Here is a 20602-nt window from a genome sequence, read left to right as displayed (position 1 = left end):
TCTGCACGATTTGTGATTACTACCAACTTTAGCGCTTTCGGACAACAAGTAAACTATAATGGAGATAGCTTAAAAACTACCTGATCATCCGTTATAAGCCATAGCTTTGGACAACTCTTCGTTGAGTAAATAATCCTTTTTAAGCCTATCCAATTTGGACATAGCACGATCATAAGCATCATCCCCAAGCAAAAGGTAAAGTGGAGGGTTTTCTAAATGAGCTACCTCAATAATGGCTGCTGCTGCTTTTTCAGGGTCGCCAATTTGCTTACCTTTTTTTTCCAGAAGCATCTTCTGAGCATTATGCATCTCAGTGTACTCAGGAATGGTATGCTGCGCGATATTGATTGAATCCTCGTTTAGAAAATTAGTGCGAAATGCGCCAGGCGCAATCACCGTTACTTTAACTCCAAATTCTGCAACATCCTGCGCAAGAACCTCAGACAATCCGACAACTGAAAACTTTGTAGCTGCATAAACTGACCATCCGCTTGTACCCGTTATACCGGCTATCGAAGATATATTAATAATATGTCCTGACATTTGACTGCGCATATAAGGCATTACCATTCGGATAACGTTCAGTGTTCCAAAGACATTTATCTCAAAGCTATTGCGGGTTTCACGATCACTTAATTCTTCGATACTTCCTCCAATACCATAGCCTGCATTATTTATTACAACGTCGATGCTTTTAAAGGCTGCATTTGTCTGATGGATAGCACAACCAACACTATCTTCATTATTAAGTTCTACCTGCAGCGGTAGAAAGTTTGGTGCGGTAACGCCAACGGCATCTACCAATGCCTTTAAATCGCGGGAAGTAGCTGCAACATTCTGCCCCGCCTGAAGTAATTGTTTTACCAGGCTTAATCCAAATCCTTTGGAAGCCCCCGTAATAAACCAAGTTCTGATTTTCTCCATATTTCGTTTGTTTTTACAATACAAAGATATAGGGAAACGACAGCTGAGCGTGTACGCTGATCAAACCGATCATTACGAAATTCAAACAATACGGAATGCTGACGGAGTAGTACTGGTCTGTTTTTTGAAAAAATTATTGAAATGCGTGGGTGCTTCGAAACCAAGACAATAGCTTATTTCAGAAACATTCCAGTTCGTATGGCGTAAAAGTGCCCTGGCCTCGCTGGCTAGCCGCTCCATAATATGATCAGTAGTTGTTTTTCCAGTTGTCTGCCGTACAGCCCGATTAAGATGGTTAACGTGTACCGATAATTGATCGGCAAAATCTTTAGCAGAGCGCAGGCCAAACCTTTGCGATGGAGATTCTATAGGAAACTGTCGCTCAAGAAGTTCTGTAAATATAGCTGTGATACGTGAATTAGCATCCGGATGTTGATAGAGGCGATTAGACGGCTGTATCTTCAAAGCGTAGTGAATCAACTCAGTAACGTAATTGCGAAGTAAGTCGTATTTAAAAATGTAGTCGGAATTAAGTTCCGACAACATCTTATCAAACAAAGCCAATACAATTGCTTCTTGCTCAGCGTTAAGCACATAAACAGGATTTGCTCCAGGAGAAAACATAGGCAATTGATGGATATTACTGCGCAGCATCTCGGTAAAAAAAGACTCCTTATAAATACAAAATCTGCCTGAATGCTTGTCATTTAGATTTTCAAAAGTATAAGGGACAACAGGGTTAAAGAAAACCAATGCAGTTCCATCCATTTCTATGCTTTTATCTGCATAATGAATAACCCCTTTACCCCTGAAGAGACTGATCTTGTAGAAATCCCGGCGACTGTACTGAACGGGCTTTGCACCAGGGACATGAAAGTCCTCGGATTTAAATACATTAAAGTGTCCAATATCCTGACTGAGATTATCAGGTAACCAATTAAACTTTTTCTTGTAGAAATCCTCTAGTGTCTCCGTATGTGCCATAAAACAAAGTTACACAATTCAAACCTAATTATTGATAAAGTACCGTAACCTGATGTAATTTGCATCATAATATCCTTCATCACTATTCCTTATTCATTCTAACAATACGTGGATAGAATTTGCCCTGGATATCAACCAAATCATGTTGTGCAGCTATAACAGTTTCAATATCCTTATAAGCTAAAGGGTTCTCTTCAACTGTTCCTCCAATTAAGGTAACACGGGCATTAGCAAGTAACTTTTTCATTGCAGACACAGTCATACTATCCTTAGCCTTTTGCCTGCTCATAGCACGGCCAGCACCATGCGATGCAGAGCATAATGCATCGTTGTTTCCTTTGCCCGATACCAGATAAGCCGGTGTTGTCATACTACCGGGAATGATACCCAGTTCACCTTTATGCGCCGGGGTTGCACCCTTACGGTGTATAATCACTTCCTTACCATCGATCAATTTATCCTTCCAGGCAAAATTGTGATGATTTTCCACTACATAGAGTGCCTTTAACCCTAATGCTTTTAACAGGTTTGCGTGGATACGATCATGACAAGCTTTAGCATAATCACCGGCCAATGTCATAGTAAGCCAATACTCCTGCCCCGCTTCGCTGTTAATGTCCAACCAAGCCAATTGCTGTGCATACCTTGGCAGCTTACAGCTATCCATAGCTACTTTTGTGTAGTGCTTTGCTATGGCCGCACCTAAACCACGACTTCCGGAATGTGTTAATAATGCAGTGTACTTCTTAGCAGGTAATCCGAAGGTATTATTGGCCAACAACTCAATTTCGCCAAACTCTACAAAGTGGTTACCATTGCCCGATGTACCTAATTGCCTTACCGCTTTACCTCTTAATGGTTTCAAAAAAGGTATTTCATTGAACACCGAACTATCTAATACTTCATGTTCTTGCCTCATATCCAAGCCACCTTCCATTCCAAAATGAGTGTGATTTTTTAAGGCCTGCTTTATTTGATATTCAAACCTTTTTATAAAACTATCACTTTCATCTATAATAGAAAGCGCCATTCGGCAACCAATATCCATACCCACCGCGTATGGGATTACCGCATTATCTGTAGCCAACACACCGCCAATAGGCAAGCCAAAACCCATATGCGCATCAGGCATTAAAGCACTTTGTATGCTTACCGGCAATAGATTGGCAAGTTCCATTTGCTTTTTGGCTGACTGTTCAATCCCCTTACCTCCATATGTTTTACAGAATACTGGTTCATCGCGTAACTCGTAAGTTTTAAACGAAGGCCCTTCTACTTTGCCTATTATCTTTTCGGCTATTTTACTGGTTAATTCATTATCCAAAAATGCTTTCGGATCATTGTTAATATTCACCAACAGATCAAGCAATTGTTGTTTACTGTAGTGTTTGAAATTTTTGGAGGCTATGCCAATAACCAGGCTTCGCAGCTGATCATTATGATAACCTATTTTACTTAAATCTTTTGTTCTTAAATTGCCCATGTGGGTTTATGTTTCTAATTCCAGATAAGCTTCTTTTGGGCTGTACCTAGGTATGTTTTTAAATTTGTTAATATATTTATCACGCTCGCAAAACCAGTCGTTCCAACGGTAACCTCTGCCTCGCGTTAGCAAATTGATACGTGGTGCCAGGTTATGATTATCAATATGATCGCGTATATATGATAGTTCCCTTTCAATATCCAGATCCATCAACTTTATATGCGTAACCATCCGGGGTTCAACTTTTAACTTATATCGCCAAGGCTCAGTAAATACGTATTTTATATTTACGCACCTGGTTTTAACATCAAAGGTTTCAACGCAGGTAAAGCAAGCCTTTTCGTCCTCTGTTAGATTCATCTTGTTAGCATGCCAGCTATAAGCGGAAAACTCACGTAATAATTGTTGTTTCATCACGTATCCATAGCGCTTTTTACGTCGCTTCTTCCGTTTAAACTCCTTATCCTCATGGTATTCAACGGTATTTATCTTCGCAAGCAGTGTTTCATAAACCATCATCCTTGGGCTATGTTTTACGTCTGCTCGAAGTATAAAAAACCGTTTCCAGCCACGTTGATAAGGATGCTCTAATGGTATCAGCGGTAAAAGCTTCTTTTGTTGCCAAAGCTCTGTACGCCGTTTATCAAGCTTTATCAGTTGCTTATCACGATCAGTTTTAACGAGTCGTCTTTTCTGACGTACCGATTTAATACGGCACGACCATTCTTGTGTGTGCATCACACTTTCATTTTAATTTTTATTGAATTTGATTTCTGATCTCAGTTCGTCCTTGTGTAAGGATATACCCATTTAAAAGTGCTCAGAAAAATCCCATAAATTGGGCAGACAAACATTGCAAGAGTTACTCATGCAACCGCTTAATTATTCAATAAAACAGTGGATTTGACCGCCTATTTAGGCAATGAGCGAAAGGGACGATATGTAGATATGCTCTGTCATGATTCCTTGATATTTAAATGATTAACAAATCAAGAATTGGATGCAAATATATAAAATTATTTTAATTTATATAAAACAATGAAGCCTTTAAATCTTACGATTTAAAGGCCTATCCATCAATCATTAAACTTCATATCTTGATTTGCCAGTAACAGGTCAAATGCTTTTTGTTTTGCCTGCGACAGGCTTGCCTTATTTTTCCAGGCAGCCCCTCCATATACTCCCGCCTGCTTATAGTCAAAAGTCTTAAAGCCAATACGATCTGTTAACTTCCTATTTTTAATGCGGAAATCAAACTTGTCAGCATTAACAAATCCAGGATCTGCAATTACCGAATGAAGATCATGCGCTTTAGCCTGCCATGCGCCACTATTCCCGTCAGGAAAAGCAACAGTCTGATTAGCGCTGTTCCAATACACATTAGAATCAATAAGGGTTATTGTTTTCTCCCACGATTTATTCATATTTTTTTGAAACAAGTCGCCCTGATTATAATAGACGATATTATTAGTTAGCCTAAATGATAAATGATCTTCTGGCCTGGTCAATTGTATCTGTGCTTCTTTACCGAAGGCAAAAATATTATTCCTAATGGTGTTATTTTCACCATAATGCTGATGAAAGCCGGTGCTTTTAGTTAGATAAACCAAATTATTCTCCATGAGAATATTGCTTGATCCTTCATCAGTATATAAGCCCCAGCCGCCATAGGTATAAGAAAAAACATGATGGATAACATTATTGCGAATCACCGTACCCGGTGAGATCCCTAAAGTATATACCCCTCCCATATCACTGAGCTCGCCCCAACCCAAGTGATGTATATGATTGTACTCGATTACATTTCCCGTTGCCAAACTTTCCTTGTATCCCCATACCCAGCCAACTGATACACCTGTGTACCTAAAATCGCCAATATCGTTATGTCTGATCCTATTATCAGCCGCATGGAAAATCGCTACACCTGCCGCGCATGGAAATATGTAGCCTCCCGATTGAATAATGCAATTATCAACAGTAATATTCCGGGTAACTTCGTTTCGGTTTGCAGGCACCTCAAATACACCAACCTTAACACCACCAGCCCCTAAATCGTGCATATAGCTTTGAGATATTGAACTGTTTAAACAGCCAGTCCTGAACCAGATCGCGTTGGCACCTGTATTTGCAATTTCACAATTTATAAAATTAACCCCATCTGCATAATCAAGCATAATAGCTGCCAATGTTGGCGCCGCCAATTGCACAGCATCCTGACCTAGCAAAGGAAGTTTATAACCAGACACTTTAAAGGCAATGTTTTGAAAACTGACATTACTTACCGGATGTTCTGAATTACCATTAATAACCAGCAATTGCTGCAAAGTAGGTACGTATGCACTAACCTGATCCATTTTTTGATCTTTTAGAGGCATATAATACAACCTACCGGATGGTTCCAGATACCATTCGCCGGCAGTATCCAAGGCCGCTTTAAAATTTTCGGCAATATAAAGTGACTTTTCATTTATTGGATTCCAAGGTTTCATCCCTTTGCCCTTTATGGTGAGACTGGAATCTTGAAGATTAACATCAGCAATATACTTACGTGTATTATCCCATTTATGATAAAAAGTAACCACGGCATTATTGATTTCAGACCCAGTAATACTTTTAAGCCAATCCGATTGTCCGGCCCTCAAATATACTTGCTGCTCAGCCTTATCTGCTACGCTCCCAGTACCTTTCTCCAGCACAGTTTCCTTTATGTTTTTCGGTGAATAAAAACCCTGATTCGGTGTCCTGGCTCTTTGGGCGCGCAAACCATCAATATACAATTGCTCAAAATGATACTGATTTACGAGGGATTTATCCAATATGGCCACCCATAAACCATTTTCACTTTCCCATTTCTCAATTGGAATACCACCAATAAAAACAACTCCCTTACCTTTTCCTATGTATTTTACAGGATACCTCTCGCTACCCGAATCCTCTGGGTTTAATTCTATGGTTTCACTTAAAAAATAGGTGCCTTCCTCAATAAAAACAGTCACCTGCTCATTTAAAACATGGGTGTTTTTATATTTTCTTATCGCCTCTTTCGCTGCTGTTATACTGGCAAAAGGCCCATCAGTGTTTGCAGAATTGGCCTTTGCAAGTTTACCTGACCAATGATCGTTCCCCCTTACTGATACATACAGATCAAGCGCCGATACTTGCAGCGTAAAGAAAGATAAAAGAACGCTAAAGACTAATTTGAACCTGAGCATTCTAAAACAATCTGGTCCATTAACCGATATTAATTGTCGTTGAGTTTTTAACATAATTAAGTTAATCATGCAATCAAAATTTATCACTAGATAAGGATCTTACAAAGATCAATACACCAATGTACATACATAATTATAAATACTAAATATTATTATTTAATAGTGAAGTTAAGAACCAATTATACTAGTCATACCCCGCTTAACAAGGTTAAGATGCCTAAGCAATTGATAAATTTTAAAAAGTAGATATTAGAAATTAAATTACCTGCTGTGAAAGGCAAATTGAAAACAGCGGTCACATATCGAATAATTCCCACCATTGCAGAGCTGTATAAACGAAAAAAGAGGCAAAGGCCTCTTTTTTCTGTTTTAACATTTTAAGTCGGGATGGCAGGATTCGAACCTACGACCTCCTGCTCCCAAAGCAGGCGCGATACCGGGCTACGCTACATCCCGAACTGGTATCTGTTTTTACTGGTCAATATTAAACTACTCATCTAAGTAGTTGTGTCGGGGTGGCAGGATTCGAACCTACGACCTCCTGCTCCCAAAGCAGGCGCGATACCGGGCTACGCTACACCCCGAACTGGTATCTGTTTTTACTGGTCAATATTAAACTACTTATCTAAGTAGTTGTGTCGGGGTGGCAGGATTCGAACCTACGACCTCCTGCTCCCAAAGCAGGCGCGATACCGGGCTACGCTACACCCCGAACTGGTATCTTCTTTTTTCCCTTTTTCGAAGGGATTGCAAAGTAACAACTTTATTTTCGTAAAAGCTAACTTTACTTTTTTTTTATTCCCAGCTTCATCAGCCAAGGCTGCAAAAATAGAAATAATTCATTTCCTTGCAAACATTAAAACACTAATTCCTACTAAAAAACATCCTTTTAGAACCCATTAGTTGGGTTTCACCTCAATATCAGCCACTTAAAAACCATAAAAAAATTAAGCTTTTGATGTAGCACCAACCAATTTGAGCTACAACACTAAAATACATCCTCCCTCCTTACTCAACTATTACCAAATCTTATCGCTTTTGGTTGTACGCACCAAGCTATGCTGCTCCGGCCTCCTCCGTAGCTTCTGCGCAGATCCTGCGGACCTCATGCACAAAAAGGGACTTTTTCTCGCAGAAGCTGCGCAGAAAGTCCGCAAGAGGTGTGCACCAGTACCAAGTCGATTCCTCAGGTAAATTAGAACGGCATCGACTGGGTACCGACCAATTTATCCACCTTAATAAATGATGATATTATTTAATCCATGCTCAAAAAATTTCGGCATTGAATCATGATACAGAGATAAAAACTATGGAAATCTTACTGCCTATTTTCAGAAAAAAAATCGGCTAAAAAAAGAAAGCGGGAATAAACCATGATGGTCACTCCCGCTTAAATTAACGCTCTCACAACAAAGATACAATTGTAAATTAGATTACCTACTATTTTTAAAAAAAAATAATTTACAACTTGTGTTAAGCTCTATTTTCTACAGATACATTATACAACTCATACCAATCCTGATGATCAAGTTCAATGGTAAAAGCATTTACTGCATTTTTTATTCTTTGTTCATTTGTAGTACCAATAAGTGGCAATGCACCTAGCTTAACCAACCATGCTACAGCTAATGACTCAATGTGAACATTATACTTAGCACTCAATTCTTCTAGCTTCTCGCGCACTTTAACAGCCTGTACATCCATTCCGGCAGCAATTCTTCCTTCTGCTAAAGGAGCATAGGCTAATGGGCGCATGTAACGTTGTTTGATATAATCAATCTGACCGTTATCAAGTGCCTGCATATTTAAAAGATTCAATTCAATATGATTGGTTACTATAGGCTTTGTTAAGTATGACGTTAAGAGTTGGTGCTGAAAAACTGAGAAATTTGCTACACCAATATTTTTAATCTTACCAGATTCTTTTAACCTATCTAATGTTAATGCAGTTTCCTCCAAATTAGAAATTGGATCAAGTCTGTCTAACAAAAAGATATCAATGTAATCGGTTTTCAAGTTTTTTAATGACCGCTCAACGCTGGCAATAATATGAGCAGATGAGGTATCATAATGCTTAACTCTAATATCCGGATTTTGAGCATGAGGAAGTCTTAATCCACATTTACTAAACAAAACAACCTCTTCTCTTTTAAAAGCCCCCTCTTTAAGTAGTTCACCAAACAAAGATTCACATCTCTCAGAGCCATGACTATCGCCATGTTCAAAGGTGTTAATACCTAACTCCATGCACAAATGAAAAATCTTTTTTAAAGTAGCATCGGCATCTTTAACGTCATCCCATCTATAAAAACCATAAACTGCTGGGGACACTTTTGGTCCCGCATCTCCCATATAAATCTTTTGCATATTCTCTTTCTATAATTCAAATCTAAGCATTACTTCAATCTATATAAATTTTAGCAAAAAAATACTTTCATTTTTAAAAAAATAGAGGTTGTAATACAATAAGTAAATTTAATAATTGCATACATAAATTGTATCTTTAGTATGAGCCTTAAAATAATAGAGATGAAATATTTACTTCCTTTAGCAATTATCACTACTACTTTCTTTTGCCTGGAGACTCAAGCCCAAGTGTCTTTTACTTCAAAAAAATCTAAACCTTCTTATTCAAAAGCACAAATTGGTGGGCCTTCAAAGAAGTCTCCCCTGTATGTTATCAAAGGCGCAGGTAAAACTGTAGAATGGTGTGCTTCACAGGACTTGAAAACGGATTCAATCAAACCAGGCCTGATTAAAGTGTTAGAACAAAGTGACATCAAAGAAATACAGGTTCTGAAAGATTCTGCAGCGATCAAAGCATATCCATTAAGAGGAACATACGGAGTGATTATCGTAACTGTTCTTGATGAACGTATGCCTGCAATCCTTACATCATTAAAAAACAAAGGATATATGGAGTAACAATGTCGCAGCTACTACAAACTATATCGCACATTATAAGTTACGTTAGCATAGCAATCATTTGTTATGGAGCAGCCCTTGGTTTACTTAAATTTATTGGCAATGAATTTGGCCGACTCAACCGCTCCCTCTCTTTAGAAAAAACTGTCCAGATTAAAATTGAGGTTGGTTATTATCTGCTACTAGGTCTGGAATTTTTAATCGCATCAGATATTATTGACACCATTCTCAATCCAACATTTGAGGATTTGGGAATACTTGCAGGTACAGTGCTCATAAGAACAGGCTTATCCTTTTTCCTGAATAAGGAAATTGAAAATATAGCTCAAAATCAGCCACAACAAGATAAATAATAACTTATTTGGATAGATTCGTTGTATGAAATTCACCAGAATTGACCCTCACCCCCAATTGGAACACCTTATAGAATGCTATTGGATGATGCAGGACGATGATCCGACCCCCAACGTAGAAAAGATTGTACCTGATGGTTTTACTGAGCTTATATTCAATTACGGGAGCGTTTACAAAGCAAAAACCAATGGTGAGTGGTACGTGCAAACGCCAAATTTACTGGCCGGACAAATCAGTAGCTACTTTTATTTGGAAAATACAGGGCCTACAGGCTCATTTGCCATCAAACTAAAGCCCGCAGCATTAACACAACTCTTTAACCTCAACATGGTCAATTATCTGGATAAAATTGTTGATCTGGATACTTTTCCAAACCATGAACTGGCAACACTAAAAGAAAAGCTATTACCATTTAAAGATGAGCACCACCTGAAACAGGTTTTAGATGGTTACTTTTTAGAACTTAGTGAAAATGCGACTATAAATCCACTAAAAGATACATTAGAGCTTATTTTCAGCTCAAATGGAATGGCTTCTGTTGCAGAAATGATTGCCGTTGCTCAAGTAAGTGAACGACAATTGGAACGGTTGTTTAAAAAGTATATAGGCCTTTCACCTAAGTACTATTCAAGAATTATTAGGTTCAATTACATCTTTCAACTGATCAAATCGAAAAAGAACAGCTGGACGGAAATCGTTTATCAATCCGGTTACTACGATCAATCGCATTTTATACGCAATTTCAAAGCCTTTACGGGAGAAGACCCTTCCTCCTATTTCTTTGAGGAGAAAAACATGGCCAACTTTTTTTTGAATAAGTAAATAGCCTTGTCGGGTTTGTACAATACCAATCGAAACACGGCACTTATCTTTGGTTAAAAAAACATTATGAAAACAAGATTACTACTTCTTATTCCTGCACTTTTAATGATAACCTCTGCCTACGGACAGGAAAGCAATCAACAGAAATTTAAAAAACTAGATTGGTTGGTTGGCAAATGGATTCGTACAAATGCTCAATCTGGAGAATCGGGTTATGAAACATGGACAAAAGCTTCAGCGCTTAAATTGACCGGCAAGGGTGTTACACAAAAAGGTAAAAAAACCATTTTTGTAGAAAATCTGGAATTCAGTGTAAAAGGAAATGACATTTTCTATGTAGTTATGGTTACCGGCGAAAAGCAACCAACCTACTTTAAACTAACAGAACTAAGCAATGACAGTTTTACATGCGAGAACCCACAACATGATTTCCCTAAAAAAATTAGTTACAAAAGAAAAGGTAAAAACATACAGGCTGTCATTTCAGGAAATGGCGAAAGTATAGATTACAATTTCGTTCCTGCTAAATAACTATTTGTTTTCCATAAATACCACTTCGCTTATCATTGCATTGCTTCCGGCCTGAGATTCGATACGAATTGATAGTTTACCATCATTGGTATCCTCTCTCATTACAAAAAGCTTTATCCATTTACCTTGTTTATCTAGTTTGCCTGTGGTAAATTCTCTGCCTTCTATCCAAATTTTAGCAAAACGCCCTTCATTATTCCAGTCGTCAAAGTGGATAAATAGTTCACCTATCACACCTTGAGGCGGATTAATTTCTATTTCTAATTTTTTACCGTACCAGGCTGCTTTATTATCCCAGCGCCAAATATCTTCAGAACCTCGAAGCTCATATTTAGTATTTCGCTTTAAAATTGCAGTTTCGGGTTCTGCTTTAACATATAGTAGCGCATCTGCAAATGCAGCCGGTATAGGCACTTTACTTTCAGCTTCTTTAATTAATGGGAAACTGCTTTTTAGAAGGGTGGTATCAACGCTAACTTTTGGATCAAAAGCATTGCTCTCCATATACTTCAACATACTGTATTTTAACTGTTTTGCTACAGGGCTTTTACTCCCCTGTATATCGTAACCACAAATTACGAGCTTACCCTTTCCAACACGACACTCAAACAGAGAACCCAATTTCTCATTAATATGGAAATCACTGATTGGCTGTGCAATAGGTTCAAGATCTTTTGGCCAGTTTGCCAGTTTAAATGATCTGCCCTTACTAATTGATTCCCATTGCCAATCAGTAAACCCTTGTGTTGGGAAATACTTATAAAGACCATGCTTTTCATCAATAACAGCACCAAGTGTAGTATTCTCCTGACCCGGGAAAAATACATTTGACCAAAACAAAGAAGTAAAAAACAATGGCCTGAAACTATCCGACTTACCCAATTTAGCGGCGTAAAGTAATACCGTTTTACCTTCCTCTAATGCACTCAGCGTTTTATCATCAAGTTGATCGCTTTCAACAACCTTAGCTGATGATAAATCAGGCAAAGCTGAAGGATATATCCACAAATCCCATTCATTGCTGTAAGATGTGCCCGGCAAACCGACAACAAGTTTTGCTTTGGTAGCCTTACTTACGTTACTTAATGAAACATTGATTTCTGAAACCGTCTTAACTTCTCCCCTTTTAACTGAAGCAGCTTTTACAACACCTTGTCCAATTTTGTTATTCTCGCCATCTATAAGTTCCCATTTTACATCATTCTTTAAATCTCCTTTGCCATAATTAGCTACTTCTAATGAAGCGGTAAGACTTTCTGTATTTTCCCACACAAATTTCTTAAGCCTTGCCAGTGGAACTACATGATTGTTGTATTGCTTAAAATACTCAGGAGAGGTGGTGCCTTTGCTGTCATAAAACACATCAAGCCAGCCTACCAAAGCCTCCCCTTGTCCCTGATAATCTTGCAGGCTTAACATTTGAAAACCTGCACAAGAAGGTGTACGGTAAAAATTCTCAATTAAGCTCTTATACAGCACCTTTTGTAGTGCTCCACTCGCATTATGGAAAGCCACATCTTTATTTTCCAATCCAGAAGCAACTGCTGATTCCTTGCAAACTTCCAGGTTACGTGCTTTTAAAACTCCTGTATATTTGTTTATCTCCGACCATAATGGATAAACCGGAAACTGACCAACCTCGTGTGCAATAATTGGAATACTGCTTTTAGAGTAATTTTTTTCCAGATCATAATCTGAACGAGCACCCTGCAAACTATAAGTGCCACCAACATTTGGAATATTATGGGTAACAGAATAATCATCAACTGGCATTATAGTTCTTGCAGTAGATAAAGCGTATAGTCTCCTGTCGTCTTTTACCTTTATCTTTTTCATCCATTCCTGCATTTGATTGAAATCTGAATTACCTAATTCATTACCAATGCACAACATTACAAATGAGGGGTGATTTCCATAGGTATCTACCATCCGCTGAAGTTCTGCCTGCACATATTTATCTGCCGATGGATTTTTCCCAAGACCATTAGGAAGCCCTTCAGTTTTCATATCAGGTCTATCCTTAGGCGGTTCGGTCATCCACCAATCAATCCATATGGTTTCGGCCTGTATATAAATACCCAATTTATCTGCCGCTTCAAAAGCTGCCTCAGGTGGGCACCAGGAATGAAAACGAACATGATTAAGTCCGTATGATTTATAAATTTTAAAGATTCTTTCCCATTCTTTTACATCGCAAGAAGGGTATCCTGTAAGCGGGAAATGGACACAATCCAGGTTTCCACGCATAAATACAGGCGCTTCATTTACAAGTATTTTTGAAGTAGAATGGCTAATGCTACGAAACCCAAAATCAACTACCGTTAGGTTTCCATTTTGAAGTTTAGCAGAAATCTTATACCGATTGGGGGTAAACTCATCCCATAATTTAATAGGGAAATTTAATTTTAGGCTATGCTTCTGTTGAGTATCCTTTGATAAGGTTTGGTCTGCTTTAAAAACTTGCTTACCGGTTTGCAAATCAACAATGGTATAAGTAACTTTCATTGGAACAGGATTGTTCACTTTTAAGTCGAGTGCTACAGATTTACTTTTTGCATCCGCAAACACCTGAAAATCTACAATCTGAGTTGATTTGCTTGGCCTTAGTTCAATTTTACCCACAACACCATTCCAAATACTTTGGGTGTACTCGGTGTAAGCGTGCCCCTTATCTCCAATATTATAAATTAAGCTGTTATCTATAAGCAAGGTCAGGCGATGCTTCCCTGGCGTTAATCTACCTAATGAGTGTACATGTGGCACACCGAGTGCATCCTTAACGCTGATTTGTTTGTCATCAACCCATACTTTAGATTCCCACATTACCCTTTCCAGAAAAAGATCTACGTCCATTTCTTTCCATTCTGCCGGAATAATTATTTCCTTACTATACCATGCTGCACCTATATATTTATAGGCTCTGGATAGAACACCATAATCTGCACCTGTGGTTTTTAGTCCTTTTTTCCCTTCGTCCGTTGTACCGGGTAGCTGAATATTGTCTCCAAGTTGCTTTTGATACCATTGCTCCTTTTCACCCTTTTTATCAGGGTCTAATTGAAATTTCCATGAACCTGCAACTGAAAGGTTCTGCTGTGAAAAACCAGATTGAATAATTAAAAGGAAGGCACAAAAAGTAAATAAAGACTTTAAATTCATGATGATCTATAACTTGGCAATAAAAGCAAACTTACATGAACTAAAGCTTCAACGAATGGACATTTTGTTTTAATTGATGGACTTTCTTACTTTTTAAACATCAGCTTCGGGCTTAGTTTCTTCTTTAGGATGAATCTCCACGGATGGCTGCATAAAAGGCTTCAACAGATCTATCGGAACAGGGAAAATAGTAGTCGAATTATTCTCTGTGGCAATTTCACGAAGTGTTTGCAAATAGCGTAATGTTAATGCACTCGGCTGTTCACTTAAAATTTTTGCAGCGTCAGACAAACGTTGTGAGGCCTGAAATTCACCTTCAGCAGAAATTACTTTTGATCTTCTTTCGCGTTCTGCTTCGGCTTGTTTAGCCATTGCACGTTGCATTTCCTGAGGCAGGTCTATTTGTTTTACCTCAACTGTGGTAACCTTTATTCCCCATGGCTCCGTTTTTAAGTCGATGATCTGTTGCAAATGCAGGTTTATCTTATCACGCTGAGAAAGTAAGTCATCCAACTCAGACTGCCCAAGCACACTACGCAATGTGGTTTGCGAAAACTGCGAAGTAGCAACCAAAAAGTTCTCTACCTCTACAACAGCTTTTTGAGGATCTACTACCCTAAAATAGATTACCGCATTAACCTTTATAGAAACATTATCTCTAGTGATCACATCCTGAGGTGGCACATCCATTACTACAATACGTAGAGATATCCTTACCATTTTATCAATAAAAGGAATTAAAAGAATCAGTCCCGGTCCTTTTGCTCCCCTATCGAGCACACGACCTAAACGAAACACAACTCCACGTTCATATTCACGAAGTATACGAATTGCACTTGAAAGTACCAGAATAGCAAAAAAAATGAGCACCAGACTAAACACATTGTAAAACATAAATCCTCCTTTTAGTTAAATATAAAATTAAACGACATGGCTCATTGGCTCCACAAACAATGTAAGCCCCTTAACCTTTATTACTTTTACTAATTCACCTTTATTTATTGTTCCCTTTATTGATTCAGCTGTCCACACCTCTCCATTTACCTGTAACTGTCCCTGAGGATCAAGCATGCTCAATGTCTCTCCGGTTTGTCCAAGCAAAATATTAATTCCTGTTACTGTTTTTAATTTCTGAGCCTTTAGACCTAAACCAATTACAACGAGAAAGAAAACAGTGCTAATTACAGTAACCGAAACAACGATTCCGACAGATACTTTGATCATATCCAATGAAGAACTTGACTTAAATAGCATTACAGAGCCCAGAAAAAGGGAAACTACGCCACCAATTGCCAACACCCCATGACTAACCACTTTAATTTCTAATAAGAATAAAACCAGAGAAAAGATGATTAACATTAGTCCTGCATAATTTACAGGTAAAGTATTCATGGCATAAAAGGCAAGAATCAAGCTAATTACCCCAACCACTCCCGGTAACACAGCCCCTGGATTGAACAATTCAAAGTATATTCCAACCATGCCCAGCATTAGTAAAAGATAGGCAATATCAGGATTACTGATAAAGTCGAGCAATTTCTCAGAAGCACTCATCTCCACATATTCAATTTTGGCTCCTTTTGTATGCAATACCACATTACCTGAATTAAGTGTTACAGTGCGACCATTTATCTGGTTAAGTAAAGCGTTTTCATCTGGTGCGATATAATCGATCACATTTTTTTTGAGTGCTTCATTTTCAGTGATAGATAGGCTATTCCTTACTGCATCTTCTGACCACTCGAGATTCCGTTTTCGTTTTTCAGCAATACTCCTGATAAATGCGGCGGCATCATTGGTGGCTTTCATATTCATTACAGAATCTGTTTTACCAACAAAATTAACCGGATGTGCAGCACCAATATTGGTTCCAGGCGCCATGGCAGCAATATGTGCTGCAAGTGTAACAAAAACTCCGGCAGAGCCGGCATGTGAGCCAGATGGAGAAACATAAACAACTACGGGAACCGGAGACATCAAAATATCACTAACAATGGCTCTTGTAGATTGCAATAAGCCGCCCGGCGTATTTAGCTGAATAACAAGACATGCTGCTTTTTCCTTATGGGCCTTTTCAATTCCATCGTGGATAAAGGAAGCCGAAACCGGATTGATTGCACCATCAATCTTTATCAACACAACCTTTTGTGCTTCCAATACCAGTGGAAAAAAGGCAAGAAAAAACAAGAATAACAGCTTACTCTTCACACTTACTTTTTTATGTTGTATTATGGAAAACATTTGAATCACTTTTATGTTGTAGATTCACTAGAAAGAACATATAAATATACTGAAAATCAACGACAAACAATGTAAAAATCATCACACAGAATGCTTAAATTTTACAGCCTATTATTCTTTTATTAGTGAATTTTAAGTTAACTTTAATATGACCAACCTATTGATACGATACAATCCAAATCTGCTACAGAAAGGAGTTCAATTATGGGAAAAGTTAGAAACATCTTACAAGGAAAAACCACTTCACCTGCCTTTGTAAGCCCAGACACTACAGTATTTGAAGCGCTGGAATTAATGTTTGAAAGAAACATTGGGTCGCTTTTAGTTATGGACCACGAAAAATTCATTGGAATTTTTACGGAAAGAGATTACGCCCGAAAGGTAATTCTAAAAGGAAAGTCTTCAAAAGAAATACCAATTAGCGAAATCATGACCGAAAACCCACTTACAGTATCTTCAGATAGCACCATTGAAGACTGCATGTGGATAATGACAAATAAATACATCAGACACTTACCTGTAATAGATGATGGTAAATTAGCAGGTATTATTTCTATTGGTGATGTAGTGAAATACGTTATTGAGGAGCAAGAGTTTATTATTGGAAATCTGGAACATTATATCTCAAATAGCAAATAGCAAATCATTGAACATTTTCAAATCAGATAACTTTTCTTTATTTTCGGCCCACATCTGCTTTTAAAATTCATGAAGACTGCTTTTACCTGTTTGTATTATCTTGAAAACGACTCTAATTGCTTATTGGAGATTAAACGCAATGATTTGCCTGCAAATGCCGACATTTCTGATGTTTTTAGGTGGTTGCACCTGAACAAAGAGACATCTGAATTTTCGCCATTAACTTTCCGTTCCATGGACTCATCTGACGAGGTACAAGAACGTTTCTTTGATGAAGGCTATTTGAAATTTAATGCTCAGACCGGCACTTATATTGAAAAGTTCAATTCAGCACAGCACCAGCTTGAGAATAAAAAAGGAACAGCCATTTCTGCTGAATTAAAGAAAGCTATAAGCCAGTATCTTGGCTGCTAATTGTTGCCAGTAAACAAATGATCATATGTGGAATCTATTTGAAACCACAATAGCCCTGAAGATTTCAACTTATCAGCCTGCATTTTAGCCTCTTGCATTGCATCACTTGATTTTAATGCCCATGAATTTATAACGCCCACAGCTAAAATATTATGCTGATGTGCCCATTCAAAATCAGCTTTTGAGATACTATCTGAGAACAAAAAATAGTTAGATGAACGATAGTTAGGTTTAAGCATATTTTCTTCCAACTGCTTTCGGGTACAGCTGAGTTTTATCTTACCTGTAAAAAACTCTGTAGATTCATCCGTACCAATCATTAGTGCATTATCATACAAATTGTACTTCTTTAGCAAGTCTATCACTTTAGCAAATAGTAGAGTATCATTTCCATCTATTTTATTATCAATCATAATCTGCAATTTGCCCTTACAATAATTAAGAACATCTTCAAACCTCAATATTTTATTACCCTTAGTGCCTTTTAGCTTACTCATCTGGTTCCAGGTCATAGATGAAACATCAGCATCCATACCAAAAGATCTCTTTAAATTACGATCATGATTTGTGATTAATACACCGTCTTTGGTTAATCTTAGATCTATCTCTACCATGCTGTATCCTCTCTTAACTGCTTTATTTAGTGCGCCAAGGCTATTCTCGGCGGTAACACTATCTACCACACCACCTCTATGAGCAATCAGTTTATAGTCGAACGTGGGTGCATGCTCTTTCAAATTCTGACATAAGCCAGCTGAATGTGCAAAAACCAACAACAAGCAGCTTACTACAGCTTTAGTAAATTTCATAATCTCTTTTTAAACAAAATTCCTAGCCAATATCCTTATTATTCTATAAAAGAAGGAAGGTAACCCGCTTTAAATGTATTGACTATTGATTTTGGTGTCAGTACAGATAGTTTTTCTTGAGGCAATGACTTTGCTATTCCATATCCTTCTGCTGACCAGAGATGCAGCATTCCTTTTTTTATTAAATACGGTTCGTTTCCGAATACCACAAATGTACCATCGGGTAAGGCAACTGGATCTTCCTCAAAAGTCACTTTTTTATAATCCGTATCGATCCGTTCCTTTTGAAGAATATCGTCGATTAATTTTATAGGTGTTTTAGAATTGAATCCATATTCTGGATTTCCCTTTAACCAAAAGGTTTTAAATGCACTGGCTTCCGATCTGCGACATTCAAAACATGGCCTATGGCCTGCTGCAAATGAAGTTGCCTCATCCATAAAAAAAAACTCAGTATATTGCCCAGGTGCCATAACTGGCCTCTTTCTATCTTTAAATTCAAGCACACAAGTAATCCAGGCAGTTAGCTTAAAGGGACGTTTGATTTCCTGTTTTTCATTATGCAACAAACCCCTATTCCCCATTAAACTACCCCTAGCAGAGGTTTTGATAATATTTCCAAATGGGGTAACTCTGTTTTGTAGCATCCCTATTAAGATTGCTCAATAACATCCCCTTTTGCACCTTTAGCAGACAACCCTTTTCGATCAGTAATTTTTCCGCCAGAAATCTGAATGGCAACTCCATATTTCGATATGGCTGAAATATTGGCCAAAGGGGTTTCTCCCTGGCTAGAAACAGCTATCGCAGTTGAACCATTCCCGTTTGCCTCCACATCACCTGTCACACTTAGCTCATGCACAATCCCACCTTCCACATGATAGGAATTTACATTCTCCCCATAGGTTTTTATACCCCCAGAAATTTTTAAATATTGAATTTCTCCACCAGCCTTTACACTAATAGCATCTGCTGGAAGAGTCATAATTACGCCTTTTACCAACGTCTGCCCCTCTGAGCCATTAGTTACTACACCGTTTTTTACTTCAATGCTACCAACAGGCTTACTGAACTGCATTCCGATAGATCCATTTCCATGAGTAATAATGGAATGAAAAACTGCTTTTCCCACCGTACCATCGTACTGGTTAAAGCCTCTTGCTCCAAGACCAAAAGTTTCTACTCTGTCTTTGGCTTCAAATTCATCTACGGTTCCAAAATTCACAAAACCAATACCACTTGGGCCAAAAGATACAATTGGCTTCTCAGCCACCCACTTTTCTACATAGCCCCAAGTATCCAGTACCATATCATTTACTCCGTAAGTGGTTATAGCACCATGGTGTATGATACTTTTTATTTTGGTTCCGTTTACAATAAAAACACCAGCGGTAATCATATCCGGTTGTCCATAAGGTAACATTCCATTCGAATAAATCTCTCCTGTAGTGATGCTATCGGCTATTACCCAACCACCATTATCCCCAAAACCACAAATAAACAATCCCGAACCAATTACAGGAGCACCTTTGCGGCCCAGGCTAATATTCTTTAAAGTTGCGTTAATTACACTGTTTGGGTCACTATTGAAATTATATACAGTAAAGGCTCCCTGAAACACATTAACGCCATATTTCTGCGGTTGCTCACAATACCTTCTGGCATCACAGGCCACAACATCCACATCAGTTGCAATTAGTTTTGTTTTAAGAGTACCGGCTCTAGTTAATATTTGAACCTGTCCGGAAACGACAAGGTTATTTAAATTTAAAGTCCCTAAATCAGGATGATTGCTTAGGGTATAAATGGCGCGATTATTTGGACTAGCTTGAATGGTAAGATTAGACACTTCATTATCAGCCGTTAAACCTATTCCATCACCATTATTAAAACTAATAATACACTTCTCCTTATCTGTTCCTGTTAAACTGAAACCAATAGGTAATACTATCGAATACGGACAAAGAATGGAGGTTTGTAGTTCTAAATTTGTTGGAGCATGGCTATTCAACGCAGCTACTAAATCGATCAGGGAGTTGATTTTTACTTTTATCATCTCTATTTAGTTTTAGAATGATTAGACTACAATAATCTAACTACTAAAT

18 protein-coding genes and 3 tRNA genes are annotated in these 20602 nt (G+C 38.0%); 6 read left to right on the top strand and 15 right to left on the bottom strand.

The window, feature by feature from the left end:
• Positions 1 to 84 precede the first annotated feature (84 nt).
• The 9 genes from HQN83_RS12790 to HQN83_RS12750 form a co-directional block, all read right to left on the bottom strand.
• Positions 85 to 924 carry an SDR family NAD(P)-dependent oxidoreductase gene (locus HQN83_RS12790; protein ID WP_173090739.1) on the bottom strand — a complete coding sequence of 280 codons (840 nt, stop codon included), beginning with the start codon at positions 922 to 924 and terminating at the stop codon, positions 85 to 87.
• A gap of 81 nt (positions 925 to 1005) precedes the next feature.
• A complete protein-coding gene (locus HQN83_RS12785) occupies positions 1006 to 1908 on the bottom strand; it encodes a helix-turn-helix domain-containing protein (RefSeq protein ID WP_173090738.1) in 903 nt (300 codons plus the stop codon).
• Positions 1909 to 1990: 82 nt separating this feature from the next.
• A complete protein-coding gene (locus tag HQN83_RS12780; protein ID WP_173090737.1) occupies positions 1991 to 3391 on the bottom strand; it encodes an RtcB family protein in 1401 nt (466 codons plus the stop codon).
• Positions 3392 to 3397: 6 nt separating this feature from the next.
• On the bottom strand, positions 3398 to 4129 hold the full coding sequence (locus tag HQN83_RS12775) for a hypothetical protein (RefSeq protein ID WP_173090736.1): 732 nt from the start codon (positions 4127 to 4129) through the stop codon (positions 3398 to 3400).
• A gap of 338 nt (positions 4130 to 4467) precedes the next feature.
• The gene (locus HQN83_RS12770; protein WP_173090735.1) at positions 4468 to 6603 is read right to left on the bottom strand and encodes a right-handed parallel beta-helix repeat-containing protein; all 2136 of its coding nucleotides are present in this window, start codon (positions 6601 to 6603) and stop codon (positions 4468 to 4470) included.
• Between the two features lie 382 nt (positions 6604 to 6985).
• Positions 6986 to 7059, bottom strand: a tRNA-Pro gene (locus tag HQN83_RS12765).
• A 54-nt stretch (positions 7060 to 7113) separates the two neighbouring features.
• Positions 7114 to 7187, bottom strand: a tRNA-Pro gene (locus HQN83_RS12760).
• Between the two features lie 54 nt (positions 7188 to 7241).
• Positions 7242 to 7315: transfer RNA gene (locus tag HQN83_RS12755), tRNA-Pro, on the bottom strand.
• A gap of 761 nt (positions 7316 to 8076) precedes the next feature.
• Positions 8077 to 8970 (bottom strand): aldo/keto reductase, encoded by an 894-nt coding sequence (locus HQN83_RS12750; RefSeq protein WP_173090734.1) that lies wholly within the window; start codon positions 8968 to 8970, stop codon positions 8077 to 8079.
• Between the two features lie 162 nt (positions 8971 to 9132).
• Between HQN83_RS12750 and HQN83_RS12745 the strand changes: the two genes are divergently transcribed.
• The 4 genes from HQN83_RS12745 to HQN83_RS12730 all read left to right on the top strand — a co-directional run bounded on the left by HQN83_RS12745 (position 9133) and on the right by HQN83_RS12730 (position 11235).
• Positions 9133 to 9528 (top strand): hypothetical protein, encoded by a 396-nt coding sequence (locus HQN83_RS12745; protein WP_173090733.1) that lies wholly within the window; start codon positions 9133 to 9135, stop codon positions 9526 to 9528.
• 2 nt (positions 9529 to 9530) lie between these two features.
• Positions 9531 to 9881, top strand: coding sequence for a DUF1622 domain-containing protein (locus HQN83_RS12740; protein ID WP_173090732.1), 351 nt, complete (start codon positions 9531 to 9533; stop codon positions 9879 to 9881).
• Positions 9882 to 9906: 25 nt separating this feature from the next.
• Positions 9907 to 10704, top strand: a complete 798-nt coding sequence (locus HQN83_RS12735; protein ID WP_173090731.1) for a helix-turn-helix domain-containing protein — start codon at positions 9907 to 9909, stop codon at positions 10702 to 10704.
• Positions 10705 to 10770: 66 nt separating this feature from the next.
• Positions 10771 to 11235 carry a DUF6265 family protein gene (locus HQN83_RS12730; RefSeq protein ID WP_173090730.1) on the top strand — a complete coding sequence of 155 codons (465 nt, stop codon included), beginning with the start codon at positions 10771 to 10773 and terminating at the stop codon, positions 11233 to 11235.
• On the opposite strand, the gene HQN83_RS12725 is transcribed toward HQN83_RS12730, so the two are convergent.
• From HQN83_RS12725 to HQN83_RS12715, 3 genes are all read right to left on the bottom strand, one after another.
• Complete coding sequence (locus HQN83_RS12725) at positions 11236 to 14394, bottom strand: sugar-binding domain-containing protein (RefSeq protein WP_173090729.1); 3159 nt, start codon at positions 14392 to 14394, stop codon at positions 11236 to 11238.
• Positions 14395 to 14487: 93 nt separating this feature from the next.
• On the bottom strand, positions 14488 to 15288 hold the full coding sequence (locus HQN83_RS12720) for a slipin family protein (RefSeq protein ID WP_173090728.1): 801 nt from the start codon (positions 15286 to 15288) through the stop codon (positions 14488 to 14490).
• A 27-nt stretch (positions 15289 to 15315) separates the two neighbouring features.
• Positions 15316 to 16635: an NfeD family protein gene (locus tag HQN83_RS12715; RefSeq protein WP_173090727.1), complete on the bottom strand. Its 1320-nt coding sequence runs from the start codon at positions 16633 to 16635 to the stop codon at positions 15316 to 15318.
• 204 nt (positions 16636 to 16839) lie between these two features.
• Here HQN83_RS12715 and HQN83_RS12710 point away from each other — a divergent pair, with 204 nt between their 5' ends.
• Together HQN83_RS12710 and HQN83_RS12705 are read left to right on the top strand one after the other, a co-directional pair.
• Positions 16840 to 17274, top strand: coding sequence for a CBS domain-containing protein (locus HQN83_RS12710; RefSeq protein ID WP_173090726.1), 435 nt, complete (start codon positions 16840 to 16842; stop codon positions 17272 to 17274).
• 69 nt (positions 17275 to 17343) lie between these two features.
• Entirely contained in the window at positions 17344 to 17688 is a 345-nt protein-coding gene (locus tag HQN83_RS12705; protein WP_173090725.1) for a hypothetical protein, read from the top strand.
• Here HQN83_RS12705 and HQN83_RS12700 read toward each other — a convergent pair.
• Genes HQN83_RS12700 through HQN83_RS12690 form a run of 3 tightly spaced genes read right to left on the bottom strand, consistent with a single transcriptional unit; the run spans position 17685 to position 20553 of the window.
• A complete protein-coding gene (locus HQN83_RS12700) occupies positions 17685 to 18497 on the bottom strand; it encodes a glycerophosphodiester phosphodiesterase (RefSeq protein WP_173090724.1) in 813 nt (270 codons plus the stop codon). The genes HQN83_RS12705 and HQN83_RS12700 overlap by 4 nt on opposite strands.
• 38 nt (positions 18498 to 18535) lie before the next feature.
• Positions 18536 to 19144 carry a hypothetical protein gene (locus HQN83_RS12695; RefSeq protein WP_173090723.1) on the bottom strand — a complete coding sequence of 203 codons (609 nt, stop codon included), beginning with the start codon at positions 19142 to 19144 and terminating at the stop codon, positions 18536 to 18538.
• Between the two features lie 5 nt (positions 19145 to 19149).
• Positions 19150 to 20553 carry a hypothetical protein gene (locus HQN83_RS12690; protein ID WP_173090722.1) on the bottom strand — a complete coding sequence of 468 codons (1404 nt, stop codon included), beginning with the start codon at positions 20551 to 20553 and terminating at the stop codon, positions 19150 to 19152.
• Between the last annotated feature and the right edge of the window lie 49 nt (positions 20554 to 20602).

The organism is Pedobacter foliorum, assembly GCF_013266735.1.
Classification (GTDB): Bacteria; Bacteroidota; Bacteroidia; order Sphingobacteriales; family Sphingobacteriaceae; genus Pedobacter; species Pedobacter foliorum.
Note: the sequence above shows the minus strand (reverse complement) of the source record. Positions and strands in the feature narration are given on the sequence as shown.

What these genes read in the sequence shown, in the direction of transcription:
- HQN83_RS12790 (WP_173090739.1), bottom strand. Translation starts at nt 924, where the DNA reads ATGGAGAAAATCAGAACTTGGTTTATTACGGGGGCTTCCAAAGGATTT.
- HQN83_RS12785 (WP_173090738.1), bottom strand. Translation starts at nt 1,908, where the DNA reads ATGGCACATACGGAGACACTAGAGGATTTCTACAAGAAAAAGTTTAAT.
- HQN83_RS12780 (WP_173090737.1), bottom strand. Translation starts at nt 3,391, where the DNA reads ATGGGCAATTTAAGAACAAAAGATTTAAGTAAAATAGGTTATCATAAT.
- HQN83_RS12775 (WP_173090736.1), bottom strand. Translation starts at nt 4,129, where the DNA reads ATGCACACACAAGAATGGTCGTGCCGTATTAAATCGGTACGTCAGAAA.
- HQN83_RS12770 (WP_173090735.1), bottom strand. Translation starts at nt 6,603, where the DNA reads ATGCTCAGGTTCAAATTAGTCTTTAGCGTTCTTTTATCTTTCTTTACG.
- HQN83_RS12750 (WP_173090734.1), bottom strand. Translation starts at nt 8,970, where the DNA reads ATGCAAAAGATTTATATGGGAGATGCGGGACCAAAAGTGTCCCCAGCA.
- HQN83_RS12745 (WP_173090733.1), top strand. Translation starts at nt 9,133, where the DNA reads ATGAAATATTTACTTCCTTTAGCAATTATCACTACTACTTTCTTTTGC.
- HQN83_RS12740 (WP_173090732.1), top strand. Translation starts at nt 9,531, where the DNA reads ATGTCGCAGCTACTACAAACTATATCGCACATTATAAGTTACGTTAGC.
- HQN83_RS12735 (WP_173090731.1), top strand. Translation starts at nt 9,907, where the DNA reads ATGAAATTCACCAGAATTGACCCTCACCCCCAATTGGAACACCTTATA.
- HQN83_RS12730 (WP_173090730.1), top strand. Translation starts at nt 10,771, where the DNA reads ATGAAAACAAGATTACTACTTCTTATTCCTGCACTTTTAATGATAACC.
- HQN83_RS12725 (WP_173090729.1), bottom strand. Translation starts at nt 14,394, where the DNA reads ATGAATTTAAAGTCTTTATTTACTTTTTGTGCCTTCCTTTTAATTATT.
- HQN83_RS12720 (WP_173090728.1), bottom strand. Translation starts at nt 15,288, where the DNA reads ATGTTTTACAATGTGTTTAGTCTGGTGCTCATTTTTTTTGCTATTCTG.
- HQN83_RS12715 (WP_173090727.1), bottom strand. Translation starts at nt 16,635, where the DNA reads ATGTTTTCCATAATACAACATAAAAAAGTAAGTGTGAAGAGTAAGCTG.
- HQN83_RS12710 (WP_173090726.1), top strand. Translation starts at nt 16,840, where the DNA reads ATGGGAAAAGTTAGAAACATCTTACAAGGAAAAACCACTTCACCTGCC.
- HQN83_RS12705 (WP_173090725.1), top strand. Translation starts at nt 17,344, where the DNA reads ATGAAGACTGCTTTTACCTGTTTGTATTATCTTGAAAACGACTCTAAT.
- HQN83_RS12700 (WP_173090724.1), bottom strand. Translation starts at nt 18,497, where the DNA reads ATGAAATTTACTAAAGCTGTAGTAAGCTGCTTGTTGTTGGTTTTTGCA.
- HQN83_RS12695 (WP_173090723.1), bottom strand. Translation starts at nt 19,144, where the DNA reads ATGCTACAAAACAGAGTTACCCCATTTGGAAATATTATCAAAACCTCT.
- HQN83_RS12690 (WP_173090722.1), bottom strand. Translation starts at nt 20,553, where the DNA reads ATGATAAAAGTAAAAATCAACTCCCTGATCGATTTAGTAGCTGCGTTG.